Source organism: Boudabousia tangfeifanii (genome assembly GCF_001856685.1).
GTDB classification, from domain to species: domain Bacteria; phylum Actinomycetota; class Actinomycetes; order Actinomycetales; family Actinomycetaceae; genus Boudabousia; species Boudabousia tangfeifanii.
Genome location: NZ_CP017812.1, coordinates 1,022,476 through 1,041,397 on the forward strand (window position 1 = coordinate 1,022,476; position 18,922 = coordinate 1,041,397).

General features: G+C 51.9%; 12 protein-coding genes. 8 read left to right on the plus strand and 4 right to left on the minus strand.

Annotated elements, in window-relative coordinates:
* Positions 1-97 precede the first annotated feature (97 nt).
* The 3 genes from uvrB (at position 98) to BK816_RS04150 (ending at position 6,002) form a co-directional block, all read left to right on the plus strand.
* Positions 98-2,248 carry an excinuclease ABC subunit UvrB gene (uvrB, locus tag BK816_RS04140; protein WP_083379065.1) on the plus strand — a complete coding sequence of 717 codons (2,151 nt, stop codon included), beginning with the start codon at positions 98-100 and terminating at the stop codon, positions 2,246-2,248.
* 268 nt (positions 2,249-2,516) lie between these two features.
* Positions 2,517-3,518 carry a TerC family protein gene (locus BK816_RS04145; protein ID WP_071164049.1) on the plus strand — a complete coding sequence of 334 codons (1,002 nt, stop codon included), beginning with the start codon at positions 2,517-2,519 and terminating at the stop codon, positions 3,516-3,518.
* Between the two features lie 99 nt (positions 3,519-3,617).
* Positions 3,618-6,002 (plus strand): HAD-IC family P-type ATPase, encoded by a 2,385-nt coding sequence (locus tag BK816_RS04150; RefSeq protein WP_236842357.1) that lies wholly within the window; start codon positions 3,618-3,620, stop codon positions 6,000-6,002.
* Positions 6,003-6,135: 133 nt separating this feature from the next.
* Here the strand turns inward: BK816_RS04150 and BK816_RS04155 are convergent, their stop codons facing one another.
* Both BK816_RS04155 and BK816_RS04160 read right to left on the minus strand, forming a co-directional pair.
* On the minus strand, positions 6,136-7,119 hold the full coding sequence (locus BK816_RS04155) for a bile acid:sodium symporter family protein (protein ID WP_170299664.1): 984 nt from the start codon (positions 7,117-7,119) through the stop codon (positions 6,136-6,138).
* A 15-nt stretch (positions 7,120-7,134) separates the two neighbouring features.
* Entirely contained in the window at positions 7,135-7,419 is a 285-nt protein-coding gene (locus BK816_RS04160; protein WP_071164051.1) for a YciI family protein, read from the minus strand.
* A 109-nt stretch (positions 7,420-7,528) separates the two neighbouring features.
* Here BK816_RS04160 and uvrA point away from each other — a divergent pair, with 109 nt between their 5' ends.
* Together uvrA and BK816_RS04170 are read left to right on the plus strand one after the other, a co-directional pair.
* A complete protein-coding gene (gene uvrA, locus BK816_RS04165) occupies positions 7,529-10,381 on the plus strand; it encodes an excinuclease ABC subunit UvrA (RefSeq protein WP_071164052.1) in 2,853 nt (950 codons plus the stop codon).
* Positions 10,382-10,421: 40 nt separating this feature from the next.
* The gene (locus BK816_RS04170; RefSeq protein WP_071164053.1) at positions 10,422-10,934 is read left to right on the plus strand and encodes a methylated-DNA--[protein]-cysteine S-methyltransferase; all 513 of its coding nucleotides are present in this window, start codon (positions 10,422-10,424) and stop codon (positions 10,932-10,934) included.
* Between the two features lie 44 nt (positions 10,935-10,978).
* Here BK816_RS04170 and BK816_RS04175 read toward each other — a convergent pair whose 3' ends face one another.
* Both BK816_RS04175 and glnA read right to left on the minus strand, forming a co-directional pair.
* Positions 10,979-12,805 carry an AMP-dependent synthetase/ligase gene (locus BK816_RS04175; protein WP_170299665.1) on the minus strand — a complete coding sequence of 609 codons (1,827 nt, stop codon included), beginning with the start codon at positions 12,803-12,805 and terminating at the stop codon, positions 10,979-10,981.
* A 197-nt stretch (positions 12,806-13,002) separates the two neighbouring features.
* The gene (gene glnA, locus BK816_RS04180) at positions 13,003-14,427 is read right to left on the minus strand and encodes a type I glutamate--ammonia ligase (RefSeq protein ID WP_071164055.1); all 1,425 of its coding nucleotides are present in this window, start codon (positions 14,425-14,427) and stop codon (positions 13,003-13,005) included.
* Positions 14,428-14,588: 161 nt separating this feature from the next.
* Between glnA and uvrC the strand changes: the two genes are divergently transcribed.
* From uvrC to rapZ, 3 genes are read left to right on the plus strand one after another with little or no spacing between them, the layout of a single operon-like run.
* Entirely contained in the window at positions 14,589-16,730 is a 2,142-nt protein-coding gene (gene uvrC, locus BK816_RS04185) for an excinuclease ABC subunit UvrC (protein WP_071164056.1), read from the plus strand.
* Positions 16,723-17,943 (plus strand): formate-dependent phosphoribosylglycinamide formyltransferase, encoded by a 1,221-nt coding sequence (purT, locus tag BK816_RS04190; protein ID WP_071164057.1) that lies wholly within the window; start codon positions 16,723-16,725, stop codon positions 17,941-17,943. The genes uvrC and purT overlap by 8 nt, the downstream gene beginning before the upstream one ends.
* Complete coding sequence (rapZ, locus tag BK816_RS04195) at positions 17,940-18,920, plus strand: RNase adapter RapZ (protein WP_071164058.1); 981 nt, start codon at positions 17,940-17,942, stop codon at positions 18,918-18,920. The genes purT and rapZ overlap by 4 nt, the downstream gene beginning before the upstream one ends.
* Positions 18,921-18,922 lie beyond the last annotated feature (2 nt).

Here is an 18,922-nt window from a genome sequence, read left to right on the forward strand (position 1 = left end):
AACAAAAGCAGAAAACTGCTTTGGACCATAAGCAAAGAAGGGATAGCTGGAACGATACTGGACACACTGTCCAAGGAACCACCCAAGCCAGACTAGTATGAAAAATCCAGACAACGATCTCATCTATCCAGAACCAGGTGCAGCCCTAGCAGAAACCAACGTGATTGTGCGCCAAGAAGCGCCCTTCAAAGTTGAATCACCCTTCCAGCCTGCCGGCGACCAACCCAAAGCCATCGCCGAGCTAGCGGAACGCCTCGAAAACGGGGAAAAAGACATTGTGCTCCTCGGAGCCACAGGTACTGGTAAATCCGCCACCGCCGCCTGGCTAATCGAAAAAACCCAACGCCCCACCCTGGTGATGGCTCCTAACAAGACTCTGGCGGCGCAGCTCGCCGCCGAACTACGCGAGCTCTTGCCCCATAACGCCGTTGAATACTTCGTCTCCTACTACGACTACTACCAGCCAGAAGCCTACGTTCCGCAAACCGATACCTTCATTGAAAAAGATTCGTCAATCAACGACGAAGTTGAACGTCTGCGCCACAGTGCCACCAACTCACTGCTGACCCGCCGTGACACCGTCGTAGTTGCCTCAGTCTCCTGCATCTACGGCCTCGGTACCCCAGAAGAATACGTGGCTAGGATGGTGCCGCTCGAAGTTGGCATGGAAATCGATCGCGACCAACTATTGGCCCGGTTCGTCGGCATGCAATACACCCGCAACGACATCGACTTCCAGCGTGGCACCTTCCGCGTCAAAGGCGACACTATCGAAATCATCCCAGTCTATGAAGAACTCGCCATCCGTATCGAAATGTTCGGGGACGAAATCGAAAACCTCGCCTACCTCCACCCCCTCACCGGCGAAGTTATCCGCCAAACCGACCACGTCTATCTGTTCCCAGCCACCCACTATGTGGCTGGCCCAGAACGCATGGCCCGAGCCATCCAATCTATCGAGGACGAACTCGAAGAACGCCTCAAAGAGTTCGAAAAACAAGGCAAACTCCTCGAAATGCAACGCCTGAAAATGCGAACCACCTACGACCTCGAAATGCTACGGCAAATCGGGGTCTGCTCCGGTATCGAAAACTATTCGAGGCACATTGACGGCCGTGGACCAGGCACCCCGCCACACACCCTCCTCGATTATTTCCCAGACGACTTCCTCCTTGTCATCGACGAATCCCACGTGACCGTGCCACAAATCGGTGCCATGTTCGAGGGCGATATGTCGCGTAAACGTACCCTCGTCGACCACGGCTTCCGCCTGCCCTCCGCGATGGACAACCGTCCACTCAAATGGGACGAATTCCTCGAACGCATCGGCCAAACTATCTACCTTTCCGCCACCCCCGGCAAATACGAGTTGGAACAATCCGACGGGTACGTGGAACAAATCATTCGTCCCACCGGCCTCGTCGACCCCAAAATCGTGGTCAAACCAACCGACGGACAAATCGACGACCTCTACGACACCATCAAAGATCGCGTTTCTCGTGGCGATCGCGTGCTAGTAACCACCTTGACCAAGCGCATGGCCGAAGACCTCACCACCTATCTGGCCGATCGTGACATCAAGGTCGAATACCTACACTCCGATGTTGACACCCTTCGTCGCGTCGAACTGCTACGCGAACTACGCCAAGGCAGCTTCGACGTCCTCGTTGGAATTAACCTGCTCCGAGAGGGCCTAGACCTACCCGAAGTTTCCCTCGTGGCCATCCTTGATGCTGATAAAGAAGGCTTCTTGCGCTCGACCACCTCGCTCATCCAGACGATTGGTCGTGCTGCCCGAAATGTCAACGGTGAAGTCCACATGTACGCGGATAAAATCACCCCCGCAATGGCCCAAGCAATCGAAGAAACCGAGCGCAGGCGCGAAAAACAAATCGCCTACAACAAAGCGCACCGTATCGACCCGCAACCACTGCGTAAAAAGATTGCTGACGTTACCGACATGCTTCAGCGCGAAGAAGTCGACACCAAAGAATTACTCGAGGGAGGCTACCGCAACTCCTCGAAAACCAAAACTGGTAAAGGCAAAACGGCCGAGGGCGGGAAATCCTCTCGCCAAGCCACCAACAAGGGCAAAGCGGCGGCTGAAGCCGAACTTGTCGATCTCATTAAGGAACTTGATGCGCAGATGCGGGGCGCCGCCGCCGAACTAAAGTTCGAATTGGCGGCTCGGCTGCGTGACGAACTAGCTGACCTCAAGAAAGAACTACGGCAAATGAGGAATGCCTAGTGCCGTGTTTTGCCTCAAGTTTTTAAACTAGCCAGCAGAATAAATCTCAGGCGTAACTGAGGTAACTGTGGAAAAAAGACTGTTGTCACGATAAATGAGATAAACTGAATAACCTTGGAGGGGAGTACTTCCACCAACAGGTACATCGTCATCACGGCTAACCGCCCGGTGTATCGGCTTTGGCATTACTTGAAAGCAAAGAATTGCAGCTAAAGCGGAAGGAGACCTTCGGCACGACACTATATCTACGTACCGAAAAGGACCTTAAATGGAAGTACCTTTACTCGCATGGCTGGGTTTATCCGCCATTATTATTGCGCTATTGACCGTTGACTTTGTGGGACACGTTCGTAGTCCTCACGCACCTTCAATGAAGGAAGCGGGCACTTGGTCGGCTGCCTATATTGCTCTAGCGGTAAGCTTCGGCTTTATTGTTTGGGGCATGTGGGACTTGAACCATGCTTCCCAATATTGGGCAGGCTGGGTTACTGAATGGTCGCTCTCGCTAGACAACCTGTTTGTTTTTGTGATTATTTTGGCGGCATTTAAAGTCCCTCGCGCCTATCAGCAAAAAGTCTTGCTAATCGGCATTGTGCTTTCGCTGATTTTCCGCTTTATCTTCATTTTACTGGGCGTTGTGATTATCGAACGTTTCGCCTGGGTATTCTACATTTTCGGCATCTTCTTGATCTACACTGCGATTAAGCAGGCGATGTCCGGGGTAGAAGAAGGGCACTCAGAAGAAGAAGCCAGCGAAGAGTACCAAGACAATGCTTTGACCCGCTTTACTCGCAAGATTCTACCGACCACCGATGGCTTTGTTGGTGATCGCATGTTGGTTCGTCGCGACGGCAAAACCTACATCACCCCAATGTTGCTAGTAATCATTGCGGTTGGTACTGCCGACGTCATGTTCGCAGTTGATTCAATTCCGGCTATCTTCGGTCTAACTAAGGAACCATTCCTGGTTTTTGCTGCTAACGCCTTCTCGCTGCTTGGGCTCCGTCAGCTCTACTTCCTCATTGATGGCATGCTGGAACGTTTGGCCTTCCTTCACTACGGTTTGGCCGCCATCCTTGGCTTCATTGGGGTCAAGCTAATCTTGCACGCATTGCATGAAAACAACTTGCCTTTCATTAATGGGGGAGAAGGCTTCCACGTTTGGGAACCCTCGATTGGCTTCTCGCTTGGATTCATCGTTGTGGTTCTAACGATCACCATTATTACTTCTCTGGTTTACAGCAAGAACAAAGCTAAATCAGAACAGTAAAACCAAATTTTAAATCCACGGAGGGTAGCCGCAGCTGAAAAGACTTTGCTGCGGCTACAATCATAAAAGAGACAAGAATCGACGGATCGAGGAATCAAGTTGAGCGCCCAGATTGCCGCAGAACACTACACCCCTCCACAGTTGGATACTCCCACTGATGAACAAACCGGTCTGACCGCAGAGCAGGTTGAGGCCCTAGTAGCTCAAGATCGCACCAATGACGTCAAACGACGCTCCTCGCGTCCTTTGTCGAGCATTATCTGGGCCAATATTTTTACCGTCTTCAACGGCATTCTTACCGCTGCAGCTGTTACTGTGCTCTACTTTGGTTCACCCATGGATGCGCTGTTTGCCATCGTTATGGTAATTAACGCCGCGACTGGCATTATTGCCGAAATCAAAGCTAAGCGAACCCTCGATAAAGTTTCGATTCTCGACACCCCAACTGCCAAAGTCATTCGTGACGGTAAAACTCAGACTATCGACCGGGTAGACCTAGTGCCAGGTGACATTGTTTGCTTGTCCCTAGGTGACCAGGTTCCTACTGATGGCTATGTTTTGGCCTCTGGCGGACTCGAAATTGACGAGTCAATGCTAACTGGTGAGTCCGTTCCTGTAGAGAAAAAGGTTGGCGACCCTATCCTCTCTGGTACTGCGGTGGTCTCCGGTAAGGGACGTTTCCAAACCACTGCGGTTGGTTCCGAACTCTACGTCGAAAAAATCACCGGCGAAGTCAAAAAGTTTAAACAGGCTCACTCGGAACTACGCGCCGGTATCGATACCGTCCTGCGCGTAATTTCTATTGGCATCATTCCCATTGTGGCGCTGCTGATTTGGTCGCAACTACGGACTGACGGAGCTGCCAGTTTCGATCGTGCAATTGTGCTAGCCATCGCCGGGATTGTAGGCATGATCCCGCAGGGTCTAGTGCTGCTCACTTCGGTCAACTTTGCGGTGGCAGCCGCCGATCTTGCTCGTAAAAAGGTACTGGTCCAAGAACTGCAAGCCGTAGAAGTTTTGGCTCGAGTTGATGTGCTATGCACCGACAAGACCGGCACCTTGACCTCTGGGGGAGTTCGCCCTCGAGAAATCATCACCTTGACCTCAGATACCAAGCTGGCCGAGGACGCCAAACAGGTGCTTGCCGCCATGGTTGCAGCCGGCGACAATCCCACCGCTCAAGCCGTACAAGAAGCTCTTGGCGAGCAACAGGCGGCCACCCTCGATGAGGAAATTCCCTTCAACTCCGCGCGCAAATGGTCCGGTGCTGCCTTCGCAAACCAAGCCTGGATCTTTGGAGCACCAGAAATCGTGTTGGCCGGGGCCGAAGAAAATAACCAGGACGCTCTGAGTAAAGTCGACGAAAATGCCCAAAACGGTGACCGTGTGTTAGTTCTAGCTAGTAGCGAGGCCGGGCTTAACGGTAATGATTTGCCCGCAAATCTGAGCGCCCAACTGCTCGTGGTCCTCAGCGAAGAACTTCGCCCAGATGCCAAAGAAACCATGGAATACTTCGCCGAGCAAGGAGTCGAAGTCAAGGTCATTTCCGGCGATAACCCAGTAACCGTTGCAGCCCTTGCTAAGCGGGCCGGAATCGGCGGGGGAGAAGTCCAAGCTATTGATGCCCGCGAGCTCCCCACGGACCCGGAAGCCTTTGCCCACGAGATCGCCACCCACAATGTCTTCGGACGTGTCACCCCAGAACAAAAACGCGCGATGGTGCACGCTCTGCAAAGCCAAGATCACACCGTTGCTATGACCGGCGACGGGGTAAACGATGCCATGGCTCTAAAAGATGCCGACCTCGGGATTGCCATGGGTAATGGTGCGGCCGCTACTAAAGCGGTTGCCAAACTAGTCTTGCTCAATGGTGATTTCGGTGCCTTGCCAAACGTGGTGGCCCAAGGCCGACGGATCATTGCCAACATGGAACGAGTATCGGCCCTATTCTTCACCAAAACGACCTATGCGGCACTGATCGCCGTCGTGGTGGCTTTGTTCATGTTGCCTTACCCGTTCCTGCCAAGGCACCTAACCATCATCGGATCGCTAACTATCGGCATCCCATCCTTCTTCCTCGCGATGGCTCCAAACAACCAGCGTTACCGGCCAGGCTTCTTACGTCGTACGCTCTCATTGGCGATACCCGCTGGCGTTATTATTACCGCCGCCGCACTGAGCGTTTATTTGTTCTTCGAGGGCGAGGCCGTGGCTTCCACCGCCGCCACCGTGGTAGTCGTGGTAACTGCCTTGTTCTTGCTTTCTGTGCTTTCCAGGCCGCTGGTCTGGTGGCGAATCGGACTGCTGGTGTTGATGGCAGCTACTGCCGTACTGATCATTTTGACTCGTCACGGACGCAAATGGTTCGACCTGCACCTGCCTACCTATGCTGACTGGGTCAATATCGCCCTGATCTGTGTAGTCGCTGCAGTGCTGATTGAAATCGTGTCGCGAATCGTGAAAAAACGCCAAGCCATGAAGTAACCATCGCTCCAGTTGAAATAGCAAGCAAAAAACCGGCGTGGTTCCAAAATAATCAGGAACCACGTCGGTTTTCTATTTGCGTATCGTTTAGCTCAACGTAGTTTTTAAGCTTTGTTTGATTTTGCCCGCTGTTTTACTTTTGGGCTCCCACCTCAGCTCGTCCTCGTGCCTTTGCCCCTAAGACTGCAGCAATGGAAGAACAAACGAACAACTGCAACTGGTGGAATAAAAGTACTGGGATAGTTACTGAGGCGATCACCTGGGCGCTAAAAAGCACCTGAGCAATGGGCAGGCCGGTAGTCAATGACTTTTTGGAACCACACATCAGCACTACGATCCGCTCATCGTAAGGCAACTTGGCTGCTTTGGAAACGTACCAAGTAAAAGCCAACATAATGGTTAAAAGTACGGCACAAGCCGCTAGCAGAATAAAAATCTGCGAAAGCCGAATCGAAGACCAAAGCCCCTGCAAGGTGGCTCCCGAAACTGCGCCCATCACAATGAAGGCAATCGTGGTTCGGTCAGTAATAGCAGTGACCTTATGATATTTCCGAATGGTGTCCCCAATCCAAGGCTGCACGAGCTGGCCCAAAATAAAGGGGAGTAACAGCATCCCCAACACTTTCAGCTGACCTGTAGCACCCACCGTTGCCCCCGAAACCGGCAGTAACTTAGACGCCAAAAATGGGCTGAGCACTAATCCAACCGTATTCGAGACTGTGGCGCAACAGATTGCTGCTGCCACATTGCCTCCGGCCATGGAGGTGAAGGTAACCGAGGCCTGTACAGTCGAAGGAAGCAGGGTCAAGAAAAAGAACCCAATCGCCAGATTACTACCCACCACTTGCTGCATGATGGGATATGAAATCCAACCTAAAAGTGGAAAAACTAGGAAGGTTGATCCAAAGACTAAAGCTTGTAGTTTCAAGTTCCTTAGCCCAGCAATTACTTGGGCAGTCTCCAACCTAGCCCCATAAAGGAAAAATAGGATAGTTACCATGACTTTGGAAGTCAGGGTAATGCCTTTTACTAGGGGAGCTGGGAAAGGAATAGCGATGCCCACCACCAAAATGGTGATGAGCACCAGCAAAAAACGGTCAAGCTTTAGCCGCGACAAACGGCTAGCCAAAACTTACTTCCCGAGGCCGATGACCAGGTTAAACGGGTGCACCTTACGGTCAACAATCAGATTGTTAATCAAGAAAGGATCATTATTTAGTAGCTCCAAGGCTTCGCTTTCATCCTCGGCCCGCAAGAAGACGTAGGCACCGGGAGCTGGAGTGGCCCAAGAACCAACTGCTACGACGACATCCTGTTCGTGCAGACCACGCAAGAAGGTACGGTGATCGGGACGCAAGGCATCCATTTTTTCGGCTTGATCAGTGGCATATACATATTCGACAGTGAAAGTATTCATACCACTAGCTTACTCTTCTCGTGGTGGCGTGTCACACCATTCGCTCCCTGTTCGCGGAATTCTTCCTTTGAACCCCGAGGGCGGTCAGTGCACTAGATAAACTATCTAGGTGGAAAAAGAACTAATCGTGCAAGGGGCTCGGGCCCACAACCTCAAAAGCGTTGACCTGAAACTGCCGCGCCAGAAAATGATCGTGTTCTCCGGTCTATCTGGTTCGGGAAAATCATCACTCGCCTTCGACACCATTTTTGCCGAAGGCCAACGCCGCTACGTGGAATCCCTTTCCTCTTACGCCAGGCAGTTCCTGGGACAGATGGATAAGCCCGATGTGGACTTCATTGCCGGTCTTTCACCCGCGGTCTCCATCGACCAGAAATCGACCTCGAAAAATCCACGTTCGACGGTCGGTACCATCACTGAAATCCACGACTACCTACGTCTGCTCTACGCTCGCGCCGGCAAAGCCCATTGTCCCGAGTGCGGGGAGGCGATTACCTCGCAAAGTGCCGAACAGATCGTTGAGCGATTGGCCGCCTACCCAGCCGGAACCAAAGTGCAGATCCTCGCACCAGTGATTCGTGGGCGAAAAGGCGAATACTCCGAACTATTTGAGCAGCTTCAGGCTAAGGGCTACTCGAAAGCAAAAGTCGACGGCGAAGACGTTCGGCTCGACAACCCGCCTGTGCTGGAAAAGAAACTCAAGCACGACATTTCCGTGACCGTTGACCGTATTGTCATTAAAGAGGGCATTAAAGCTCGTCTGACGGACTCGGTAGAAACCGCCCTCGAACTGGCCGAAGGTCTAGTGGTAGCAGACTTTGTCTCAGAGCCAGAAGACAGCCCAGCGCGTACCCGTCGTTTTAGCGAAAAACGTTCCTGCCCCAACGAGCACACCCTTCAGCTCGACGAAATCGAACCACGCACTTTCTCTTTCAATGCTCCCTACGGTGCTTGCCCCACCTGTACCGGGATCGGGATGCGCCTCGAAGTAGACCCCGAACTAGTAATTCCCGATGAAGGTAAAACCCTTCGCGAAGGTGCCGTCGGCCCTTGGAGTAGTGGCAATAAGTATCACCTACAAATGCTCGAAGGCCTAGGCAAAGAAATGGGATTCGACCTCGATACCCCATGGAACAAGCTACCGGCTAAGGTACGCAAAGCCATCTTGCACGGTAAAGACTTTGAAGTCCATGTCAAATACCGTAACCGTTGGGGTCGCACCAGACAGTACACTTCCGGCTTCGAAGGTGCCATCGCCTACATTGAACGCAAGCGAGATGAAACTGAATCCGCTTCTTCCTTGGAACGACTCGACGCGTTCATGCGCGAAGTCCCATGCCCGACCTGTCAAGGTGCCCGTCTCAAACCTGAAGTTTTGGCCGTCACCATCGGCGGAAAATCAATCGCGGAAGTTTCCAATCTAGCCGTCAGCGACGCCCTCCAGTTTTTCGATGAACTTGAACTAACTGGTCGCGACGAAAAAATCGCCGGCCCGATTCTGATCGAAGTTCGTGCCCGCTTGCGCTTCTTGCAGGATGTGGGTCTGACCTACCTGACGCTGTCGCGCGCTGCCGGTACTCTTTCCGGTGGCGAAGCTCAGCGTATTCGCCTCGCCACCCAAATCGGTTCAGGGCTAGTGGGCGTACTCTACGTCCTCGATGAGCCTTCCATCGGCTTGCACTCGCGCGATAACACCCGACTCATCTCGACCCTCGAACGCTTGCGCGATCTTGGCAATACCCTGATCGTGGTCGAACACGACGAGGAAACCATTGAAGCTGCCGACTGGATCGTTGACATCGGTCCACTAGCTGGCATTAACGGTGGGGAAGTAGTCTACTCTGGACCAGTCAAGGGCATCCTCGAGTGCGAACGTTCTGTCACCGGGCAATACCTCAGTGGCAAAAAAGAAATTAAGGTGCCCACCCAGCGCCGTAAGGTCGATAAAAAGCGCCAAATTACCGTCAAGGGCGCCCGTGAAAATAACCTCAAGAATGTGGACGTAACTTTCCCACTTGGTTGTTTCGTCGCCGTCACCGGGGTCAGTGGCTCCGGCAAATCTACGCTAGTGAACTCGATTCTTTACCGTTCGCTTGCAATGACCTTAAACCGTTCACGTTTGGTGCCTGGCCGACACAAAACTGTCACCGGAACCGACCAACTCGACAAGATTGTGCACGTCGACCAGTCGCCGATCGGTCGTACCCCACGGTCCAACCCGGCCACCTACACTGGGGTGTGGGACCACGTGCGTAAACTCTTCGCCTCCACCCAAGAGGCAAAGGTTCGCGGCTATGGTCCAGGGCGCTTCTCCTTCAACGTTAAGGGCGGACGCTGTGAATCCTGTAAGGGCGATGGCACCATCCGGATTGAAATGAACTTCCTGCCCGACGTCTATGTGCCCTGCGAGGTTTGTGGCGGCAAGCGCTACAACCAGCAAACTCTCGAAGTGCACTACAAAGGCAAAAACGTTTCCGAAGTCTTGGATATGTCCATCGCCGAGGCCGCACAGTTCTTCGAGAACGTGCCTGCGATTGCCCGTCACCTCAACACGCTAGTCGAGGTCGGCCTCGGCTACGTAAACCTTGGGCAGTCAGCAACCACGCTGTCCGGCGGTGAAGCCCAGCGCGTCAAGTTAGCGTCCGAACTGCACAAGCGGTCGAATGGACGCACGATTTACGTCCTCGATGAACCAACCACCGGTCTGCACTTTGAAGACATCCAAAAACTACTCAAGGTGCTGCAATCATTGGCAGACAAGGGCAATACCGTAGTGGTAATTGAGCACAACCTTGACGTTATCAAGAGTGCCGACTGGATTATCGACATGGGACCCGAAGGTGGTGCCGGTGGTGGCCAAGTAATTGCTACCGGTACTCCAGAGGAAGTAGCGAAAGTCGCTGGCTCTTACACCGGGCAATATTTGGCACCGCTGCTAGCCAAAGGGAAAAAGTCGCGCTAGCCACGTAAACTAGTTCCCAGGCAAGCACGAAGGAGCGTACATGGTGGTTCGTCATACTTTAGTGGCCACCCCAATCGGGGACCTCGCCTTAGTAGTTGATGACGATGTGATCGTCGGGTTGTACTTCCCAGATCACTCACCCATGCCCTCGGCCAAACAGCTTGGTCCTTTAGTAGGGCCGCTCTCGCCACTATTCCTTGACGCTTCAGCTCAACTCGACGAGTATTTCCGTAAGGAACGCACCACCTTCGATCTGCCCTTGCAGTTTCAAGGTGGCACCCAGTTTCATCGAGATGTCTGGAAAAAACTTCAGCAAATTCCCTACGGTGAAACAGTCACTTACGGCGATATCGCCACCTCGCTTGGCGGCATTTCCCTAGCAAGGGCGGTGGGAAAAGCTGTGGGCTCCAATCCCTTGTCGATTTTCGTTCCCTGCCACCGAGTGATTGCTTCTAATGGTCAACTCACCGGGTATGCCGGTGGCACAGACCGTAAGTCGTTCCTTTTGCAGCTAGAGAGCGCCAGATATTTTGCCAACGAGGAACTCTTCTAACCAAAGGCCAAAAGTATCCTCTTAGCTCGCCCAAATAGGTGCGTTTATTTGCGCTTCTTGCCTTGATAAATATCGTCAACCAAATCTTGGTATCGGGCAATTACCGCCGCACGCTTTACCTTCAAAGAAGGGGTTAGCAGACCGTTAGCCTCGGTGAAGTCGCCAGGTAGAATCCTAAATTCTCGAATCGATTCCGCCCGAGACACAAGTTTATTGGCGCGGTCAACCGCTTTTTGTAGGCTTGCTTTCAACTTCGGTTCGGCCAAAGCAGCAGTAATATCAACGAACGGTAGATTATGGTTTCTAAACCAGTTCGGGAGCGCCTCTTGGTTCAAAACAATCAAAGCGGAAATGAACGGCTTTTGATCGCCGAGGACGACCGCCTGCGAAATCAACGGATGGGAACGCAACTCGTCCTCGAGTGGAATTGGAGCCACGTTCTTGCCGCCAGCAGTGACGATAACGTCTTTTGCTCTGCCGGTAATGATCACGTGTCCTTCCGGTCCCATATGCCCGAGGTCGCCGGTGTGCAGCCACCCGTCCTCGTCTAAGGCCTTGGCGGTTTCTTCCGGAAGATTGTGGTAGCCGCGCATAATCTGGCTACCGCGAAGCAAAATCTCGCCCTGTTCGGTGAACTTAACCTCGGTGCCTTGTAGCAGCGTACCGACGGTACCCATGATGGCCTTACCAGGACGGTTGACAGTTGCTGGGCCGGTGGTTTCAGTCATGCCGTAGCCTTCAATCAGGTCGAGCCCGATGCCTCTAAAGAAATGCCCAAGTTCTGCATTTAAAGGAGCGCCACCACAAACCACTAGATCAATTCCCGAACCAAACTGGGACTTGATCTTGGACAAAACTAATTTTGCGGCTAAAGCGTGTTTACGGCGTAGTGCCAGTGGTGGACGGCCATCTTCCTCGAGCGCCTTTGAATAGGCAATCGATTGTTTTTCACACCAGTTGAAGAGGCGTTTCTTTACTCCGCTTGGAGCTTGGTTGCGCGCGGCCAAGCGAATCTTTTCTAGCACCCGGGGCACGACCATAATCGAGGTCGGATTAAGCGACTGCATATCGCTAACCAAGTTCTTAATATTTGGTCCGTGCGCAAGTGCTGGTGCCGAAGCGAGGATCGCGAACTGCACGTACCGAGCTAACACGTGCGCAGTAGGTAAGAACAAGAACATGGTCGCCTCAGGGTCCAGCAAAAGTTTAGGCGCAATGAACTGAATATCGTAGATAGTTTTGGCGAAGTTGTAGTGGGTAAGTTCCACCCCTTTAGGGGTCGAGGTCGTCCCTGAGGTGTAAACAATCGTGGCAAGGTCCTCACCCTTAACCGCGTTCTTTGCGGCTTTCAACTCTTTATCTGAGATCGTTGAACCTGCCTGGGAAATCTTCGCGAGGGCTCCGTCCTCGAAATCCCAAACTGGAGTTTTTTCTGTTCCTAAAGCCTCTAACTGGGTTTTGACCAAAGCAGCTTGACCGACAGTTTGGGTAACCACCATTTGGATCTGGGCATCAGTTAAAATATGCCTGATTTGGGCGGGGGAGTCTGACTCATAGATTGGAACGCTGATTAATCCGATAGACACTGCTGCAACGTCGAGTAACATCCATTCCAAGGAAGTTGCACCTAAAATCGCAATAGCGTCGCCCTTTTTATATCCTAAGCCGAGAAGACCCCGAGAAACAGCATCAAGCTGCGCAGATACTTCGCTAACGGTCAGTGGTAACCACTCACCACCAACCGGATCTTTTTTATATACGGCGGTAGCTTTAGGAGTACGCTTTAGCCTGGCAGAAAACAGTTCCCCCAAAGTATCAACGGGTGGAACCACCGGATTGATTTTGCTCTTTTTATTTAGGAAACTAATCAACAGTCAAATCTTTCACTCGGGGGTAAAGCGGTAATGTCACCACGAGTTCGGCAGGCGAAAAGTAGTACAACTCCCGAGCATCCCAAAAAAAGGAAAAATAAACCAATACACTAGTGCATTTGCAATTTGTGGCAAAATGAAGTAGATGCAAAAAGTGGTGGTATTGAGCCGAAACTCAATCCCACCACTTTTTATCTTTAGAGATCGAAATACATCGCGAACTCTTGTGGATGAGGCAGTGCCCGCATCGGTTCGAGTTCATTCTTGCGCTTGAAGTTAATCCAAGTTTCTAGCAAGTCCTCGGTGAAGACGTCTGCTTCAGTGAGGAATTCATTGTCTTCTTCCAAAGCTTCCAACGCGGCTTCAAGTGAAGTCGGAAGCTTAGCAATGTCATGGTATTCCTCTGGAGGAAGTTCGTAGAGATCCTTATCGATGGGGGCGGCTGGCTCCAAACGACGACGGATACCGTCAATACCAGCCAACAAACAGGCCGAGAAGGATAAGTAGGGGTTAGCCGATGGATCTGGTACGCGGTATTCCACGCGCTTAGCCTTCGGGGATGAACCGGTCACTGGAATGCGGATACAGGCAGAACGGTTACGAGCCGAGTAAACCAAGTTAACTGGCGCTTCGAAACCTGGCACGAGACGACGGTAAGAGTTAACCGATGGGTTCGTGAAAGCCAACAAAGCCGGACCGTGTTCTAGCAAGCCGCCGATGAAGTGGCGAGCCATATCGGACAAGCCACCGTAGCCGCTCTCATCATGGAACAAAGGCTGACCATCTTTCCAAAGCGAGAAGTGCTGGTGCATACCCGAACCGGCCTCCCCAAAGAGTGGCTTAGGCATGAAAGTCGCAGTCAAACCATGCTGCCAAGCAGTGTTTTTAATAACGTACTTGAACTTGAGCATGTCGTCTGCGGCATGTAGTAGAGAAGCAAAACGATAGTTGATTTCCTGCTGCGCGCCAGCGCCGACCTCATGGTGACCACGTTCGACCTGGAGACCAGTTAGAGCCATGTTCTTGGCCATAGCATCACGCACATCAGCAAACTGATCGTAAGGGCTAACAGGGAAGTAGCCACTACCATGACGGGTCTTGTAACCCTTGTTACCACCTGGTTCTTCCCGTCCGGTATTCCACGGGCCCGAGCGCGAATCAAGTTCATAGAAAGAGCTATGAGGTTTAACGTCGTAACGTACCGAATCAAACAAGTAGAACTCGGCCTCGGCACCCACATAACAAGTATCAGCAATCCCAGTGGAACGAAGATAAGCTTCCGCTTTAGCGGCTACCTGGCGAGGATCACGAGAAAAAGGTTCTTGGGTAAAAGGATCCACGATGGAATAAGAAACCGCCAAGGTCTTAGCTTGGCGGAAAGGGTCCACAAATGCGGTCGAAACATCGGCCATCAAACGCATGTCGGATTCGTGAATAGCGGTAAAGCCACGAATCGAAGAGCCATCGAACATAATGCCTTCAGAGAGCATATCTTCATCGAAGGTTTCAGCCGGAATAGTTACGTGTTGCTGCATCCCTGGAAGGTCACAGAAACGAACGTCAACAAATTCAATTTCATTTTCACGAATGAAATCCATGGCGGCTTGGGGGGAATCAAACATCTGCGGACTCTTTCTCTCAATATCCCTAAGCAGAGCTAACATGCAGAATCTTATGGCTTTTTCCTCAAATTTTCCCGCGCTAGCTTAGCGTCACGCGAAATTGAGACCTGTGAAACCGAAATAAATCGCCTGAAGGTAGCTTCTAGCTTTAATCTTTTTAGGTGGCAGATCCTCAATCTTATCGACCCAAAACTGGTGATATCCCCACTTCACCAGGAGTCTACCGTTTTCGTGATCCTGAAGGTCGCGTTATCTACGTAGGTAAAGCGAAGAATCTGCGCAATCGTCTTACTTCATATTTCCAAGATCCCTCTAAGCTCCATGAACGCACTCAGAAGATGGTGCATACCGCCTCTAGTGTGCAGTGGACGGTAGTCGGAAGCGAATTAGAAGCTCTTACCCTCGAATACTCTTGGATTAAAGAATTTTCGCCGCGGTTCAATGTTATGTACAACCGCAACGACATGTCCTTTCCATATCTGGCTGTGACCATGAACGAGGTCTATCCACGGGCAATGGTCATGCGCGGTAACCGCAAACCAGAGGTGCAATATTTTGGTCCGTTTCCACAGCCCTGGACCATTCGCGAAACCTTGGAACAGCTACTAAAGATTTTCCCGGTGCGCACCTGTTCCAAAAACGTCTTTGCCTCGGCAAAACGGCGAAATCGTGCCTGTTTGCTCGGGCATATTGGTAAGTGTTCGGCACCCTGTGTCGGTTGGATTAGTGTGGAAGAACATCGGGAACTAGCGAACCAGCTTTGTCGCTTCATGGCCGGTTCTACCGGTCCAGTGATTCGCGACCTGACCAAACAAATGAACGCTGCAGCCGAAGACCTCGAATACGAAAAAGCGGCAAAGCTTAGAGACCAAATTGTGGCGCTTAAAACCGTGGTCGAAAAGAATGCTGTCGTCCTAGCCGATGGGACCGACGTAGATGTCATTGGGCTGTGCGAAGATGAACTAGAGATTGGCGTCTATGTACTAAACGTGCGTGGTGGTCGAATCCGTGGTGTCCGTGGCTGGGTGGTAAATCCGCCAGCCGCCGATGCCACCGGACAGGTCATCACTTCCACTTTGGAATATCTTTACGGCGAGCTCCCCATCGTGGCTGCCAGCCCGAAACAACGCAGGCTGATTGAACAACCGCGTTCGGTCGACGATGTCGCGCACCTTTCAACCTCTCAAATCCCCGGCGAAATCTTAGTCACGGAAAAATTTGCCGGACAAGAGGCCATGTCACAGTGGTTGCGGGAACGACGCGGAAGTAAAGTTACTATTACCGTGCCCCAGCGCGGTGACAAGAAAGCATTGCTAGAGACAGCAAACCAAAATGCGGCAGATACCTTGCGCCTACACAAGACCAAACGGATTGCTGATTTGACGCAGCGTTCTCTGGCCCTCGAAGGTCTAGCTGAATTGCTCGATCTAGAGCGACCACCACTTCGCATCGAATGCTTCGACGTATCTCATTTACAAGGGACTAACCAAGTGGCTTCCATGGTGGTGTTCGAGGACGGGGCACCGCGTAAAAGCGAGTACCGCAAATTTAATGTCCGAGGACAAAACGGTGAAGGTGGTCTCGATGACACTGCCGCCATGAAGGAAGTACTCACCCGCAGATTCTCTCGGTTGCTTACCGAGGGCGCCGCTTTGACCTCCTCGCCGTCGGTCAAAGCGGACAAACCCGACCTCGGCCAGCTAGATACCAAGGAAACGCACCAATCTAACTCATCTCAAGGTCTGGCAGAATCGGCCCACACATCCTCGCAAAATCAACTGGTTTCTGGACCAGTTAGCCCGGAAAATGCAAACTCCGACTTGATCGATCCGGAAACAGGACGACCAAAGAAATTTGCCTATAAACCAGATCTGCTTGTGATCGATGGCGGTTTACCACAGGTAAATGCGGCAGCAGAAGTATTGGCGGAACTTAACGTAGATTTACCGGTGATTGGCTTGGCAAAACGACTCGAAGAAGTTTGGATGCCACATACACCATTCCCAATTATTTTCCCAAGACAGAGCCCGGCACTATATCTCCTGCAACATTTGCGCGATGAGTCGCACCGAAAAGCCATTACCCATCACCGGCAAAAACGCTCTAAATCGCTGACTCGATCTAAGCTCGATGAGATTCCTGGCTTAGGTCCGGCACGGCAAAAAATACTTCTCAGCCATTTCGGCACGATTAAAGCAATCAAGGCCGCTAAAGTAGAAGATATCGCAGCGCTGAAAGGCATTAGCAACAACCTGGCCCAGACCATTCACCTGGCCCTGACGGAAGGAAAACCAAATGACTGAAGTTGTCCTCGGAACCGCCAAAACCCCAGGCGCAACCCGCATTTTAATGCTCGGCGGGGGAGAGCTAGGCAAAGAAGTAACTATCGCCGCCCAACGCCTTGGGGTAGAAGTGCATGTGGCTGATCGCTACGAAAACTCACCAGCAATGCAGGTTGCCCACGCGTCATATGTCTTCGATATGACCGATGCCCAAAAACTTGCCGAAGTTGTGGCAGAAGTCCAGCCCGATTTGATTGTGCCAGAAGTTGAAGCCATCGCTGCTAGCGCCCTCAAGCAGATTCAAGACGAAACTGGGATCACCGTGATCCCTACCCCTGATGCCGTACGCATCACCATGGACCGCCAGGCCATCCGCGATCTGGCGGCAAACCAGCTTGGTCTACCCACGTCGCCATTCGCTTTTGCCGGTTCGCTGGAAGAACTACAAGCTGGTGCCGAAAAGGTGGGCTTCCCATGCTTCGTTAAACCGACTATGTCTTCGTCTGGGCACGGTCAATCTTATGTAGAAAGTCCTGCCGAGGTCGAAGCTGCCTGGAACTTTGCTTCCGAAGACGCTCGAGCTCATACCGGAAAAGTCATTGTCGAAGGCAAAGTCGATTTTGATTACGAAATTACTCTGCTGACTGTGCGCTCACGCGATGCCGTGACGGACGAAATCGTCACCAGCTATTGCGATCCGATTGGTCATCGACAGGTGTCAGGGGACTTTGTGGAATCATGGCAACCCCAACCGATGAGTGATACTGCTTTGGCTCGCGCCCAAATGATTGCGCACCAAGTAACCACGGCACTAGGCGGTTGCGGCATTTTCGGCGTCGAACTATTCGTTAAAGGCGATGACGTAATCTTCTCCGAACTTTCCCCACGCCCACATGACACGGGGATGGTCACCATGGCTACCCAACGCTATTCCGAGTTCGATCTTCATGCTCGAGCCATTTTGGGCTTGCCAGTTGACACCAAAGCCGATCATGCCGGTGCTTGTGCAGTAATTAAATCTCCATCCGAGATTGACAATCCCCAGTTCACCGGTTTAGCCGAAGCCATGTCGATCCCAGAAATCGATGTGCGACTTTTCGGGAAAGCTGAAGCTCATCAGGGACGCCGACTAGGGGTTGTTTTAGCTCGCGGAACTGACATTGAAAATGCCCGTAAACGTGCTACTCAAGCTAGCGATGCGATTTCGGTAATCAGTGGGAAGGAAAAGCCATGAGCGAGGAACTCGAACAAGAGTTAAAGCAGTCAACTACTTCCAAAGATAACGAAGAAGAGACTTTTCCTGAAGGAGTTCCAGTGCTTGATTCAGGTAAAGGGCCAACACCACCACCTGAGGACCCAGAACTACTAATCATTACTGGTATGTCTGGGGCGGGGCGCTCACTTGCTGGTATCGCCTTGGAAGATTTAGGTTGGTACGTGGTTGATAACTTGCCTCCACGCATGTTGCCTGCCTTAGCGGGCATGATGACCCCTAATGGCGAGGGCGTTCACTTATTGGCCGCAGTTGTCGATGTTCGTTCCAAACAGTATTTCGCCGAACTTGAAGGTGTGCTGCAAGAACTTGCTCAAATGGGAATCGCCTACCGGATTCTTTTCCTCGAGGCCGACTCGGCTCGTTTGGTCCGACGCTTTGAAGCAAATCGACGTCCTCACCCCCTACAAGGAGATGGTCGGATTGTTGATGCACTAATGGCCGAACGGCGACTGCTAGAGCCCCTCCGTCGTCAAGCTGATTTCATTCTTGACACCACTAACCTGTCTAATCCTGAACTGTCTCGTAGGATTCACGACATTCTTGGTAAGCATCGTGAGCGTCCGTTACATTTGAATGTCATGTCCTTTGGCTTCAAGTACGGTTTGCCTTTGGACGCAGATATTGTGGTGGATATGCGGTTCTTATCCAATCCATATTGGGTGACCGAGCTAAGGCACCTAAATGGGCGAGATAAAGCAGTATCTGATTTCGTATTGGCTTTGCCCGGTGCCAAAGAATTTCTAGATGGCTGGGCCGAACTTTACGCTCCAGTGCTCAACCGATATTTGGCCGAACTGAAACCCTACGTCACGATCGCGGTGGGTTGTACTGGCGGCAAGCACCGATCGGTGGCTTCGGCAGAGTATCTTTCGAATGCGCTCAGAGAACACGGCTATTTGGTCAAAACCTTGCACCGCGACTTGGGTAAGGAATAGAT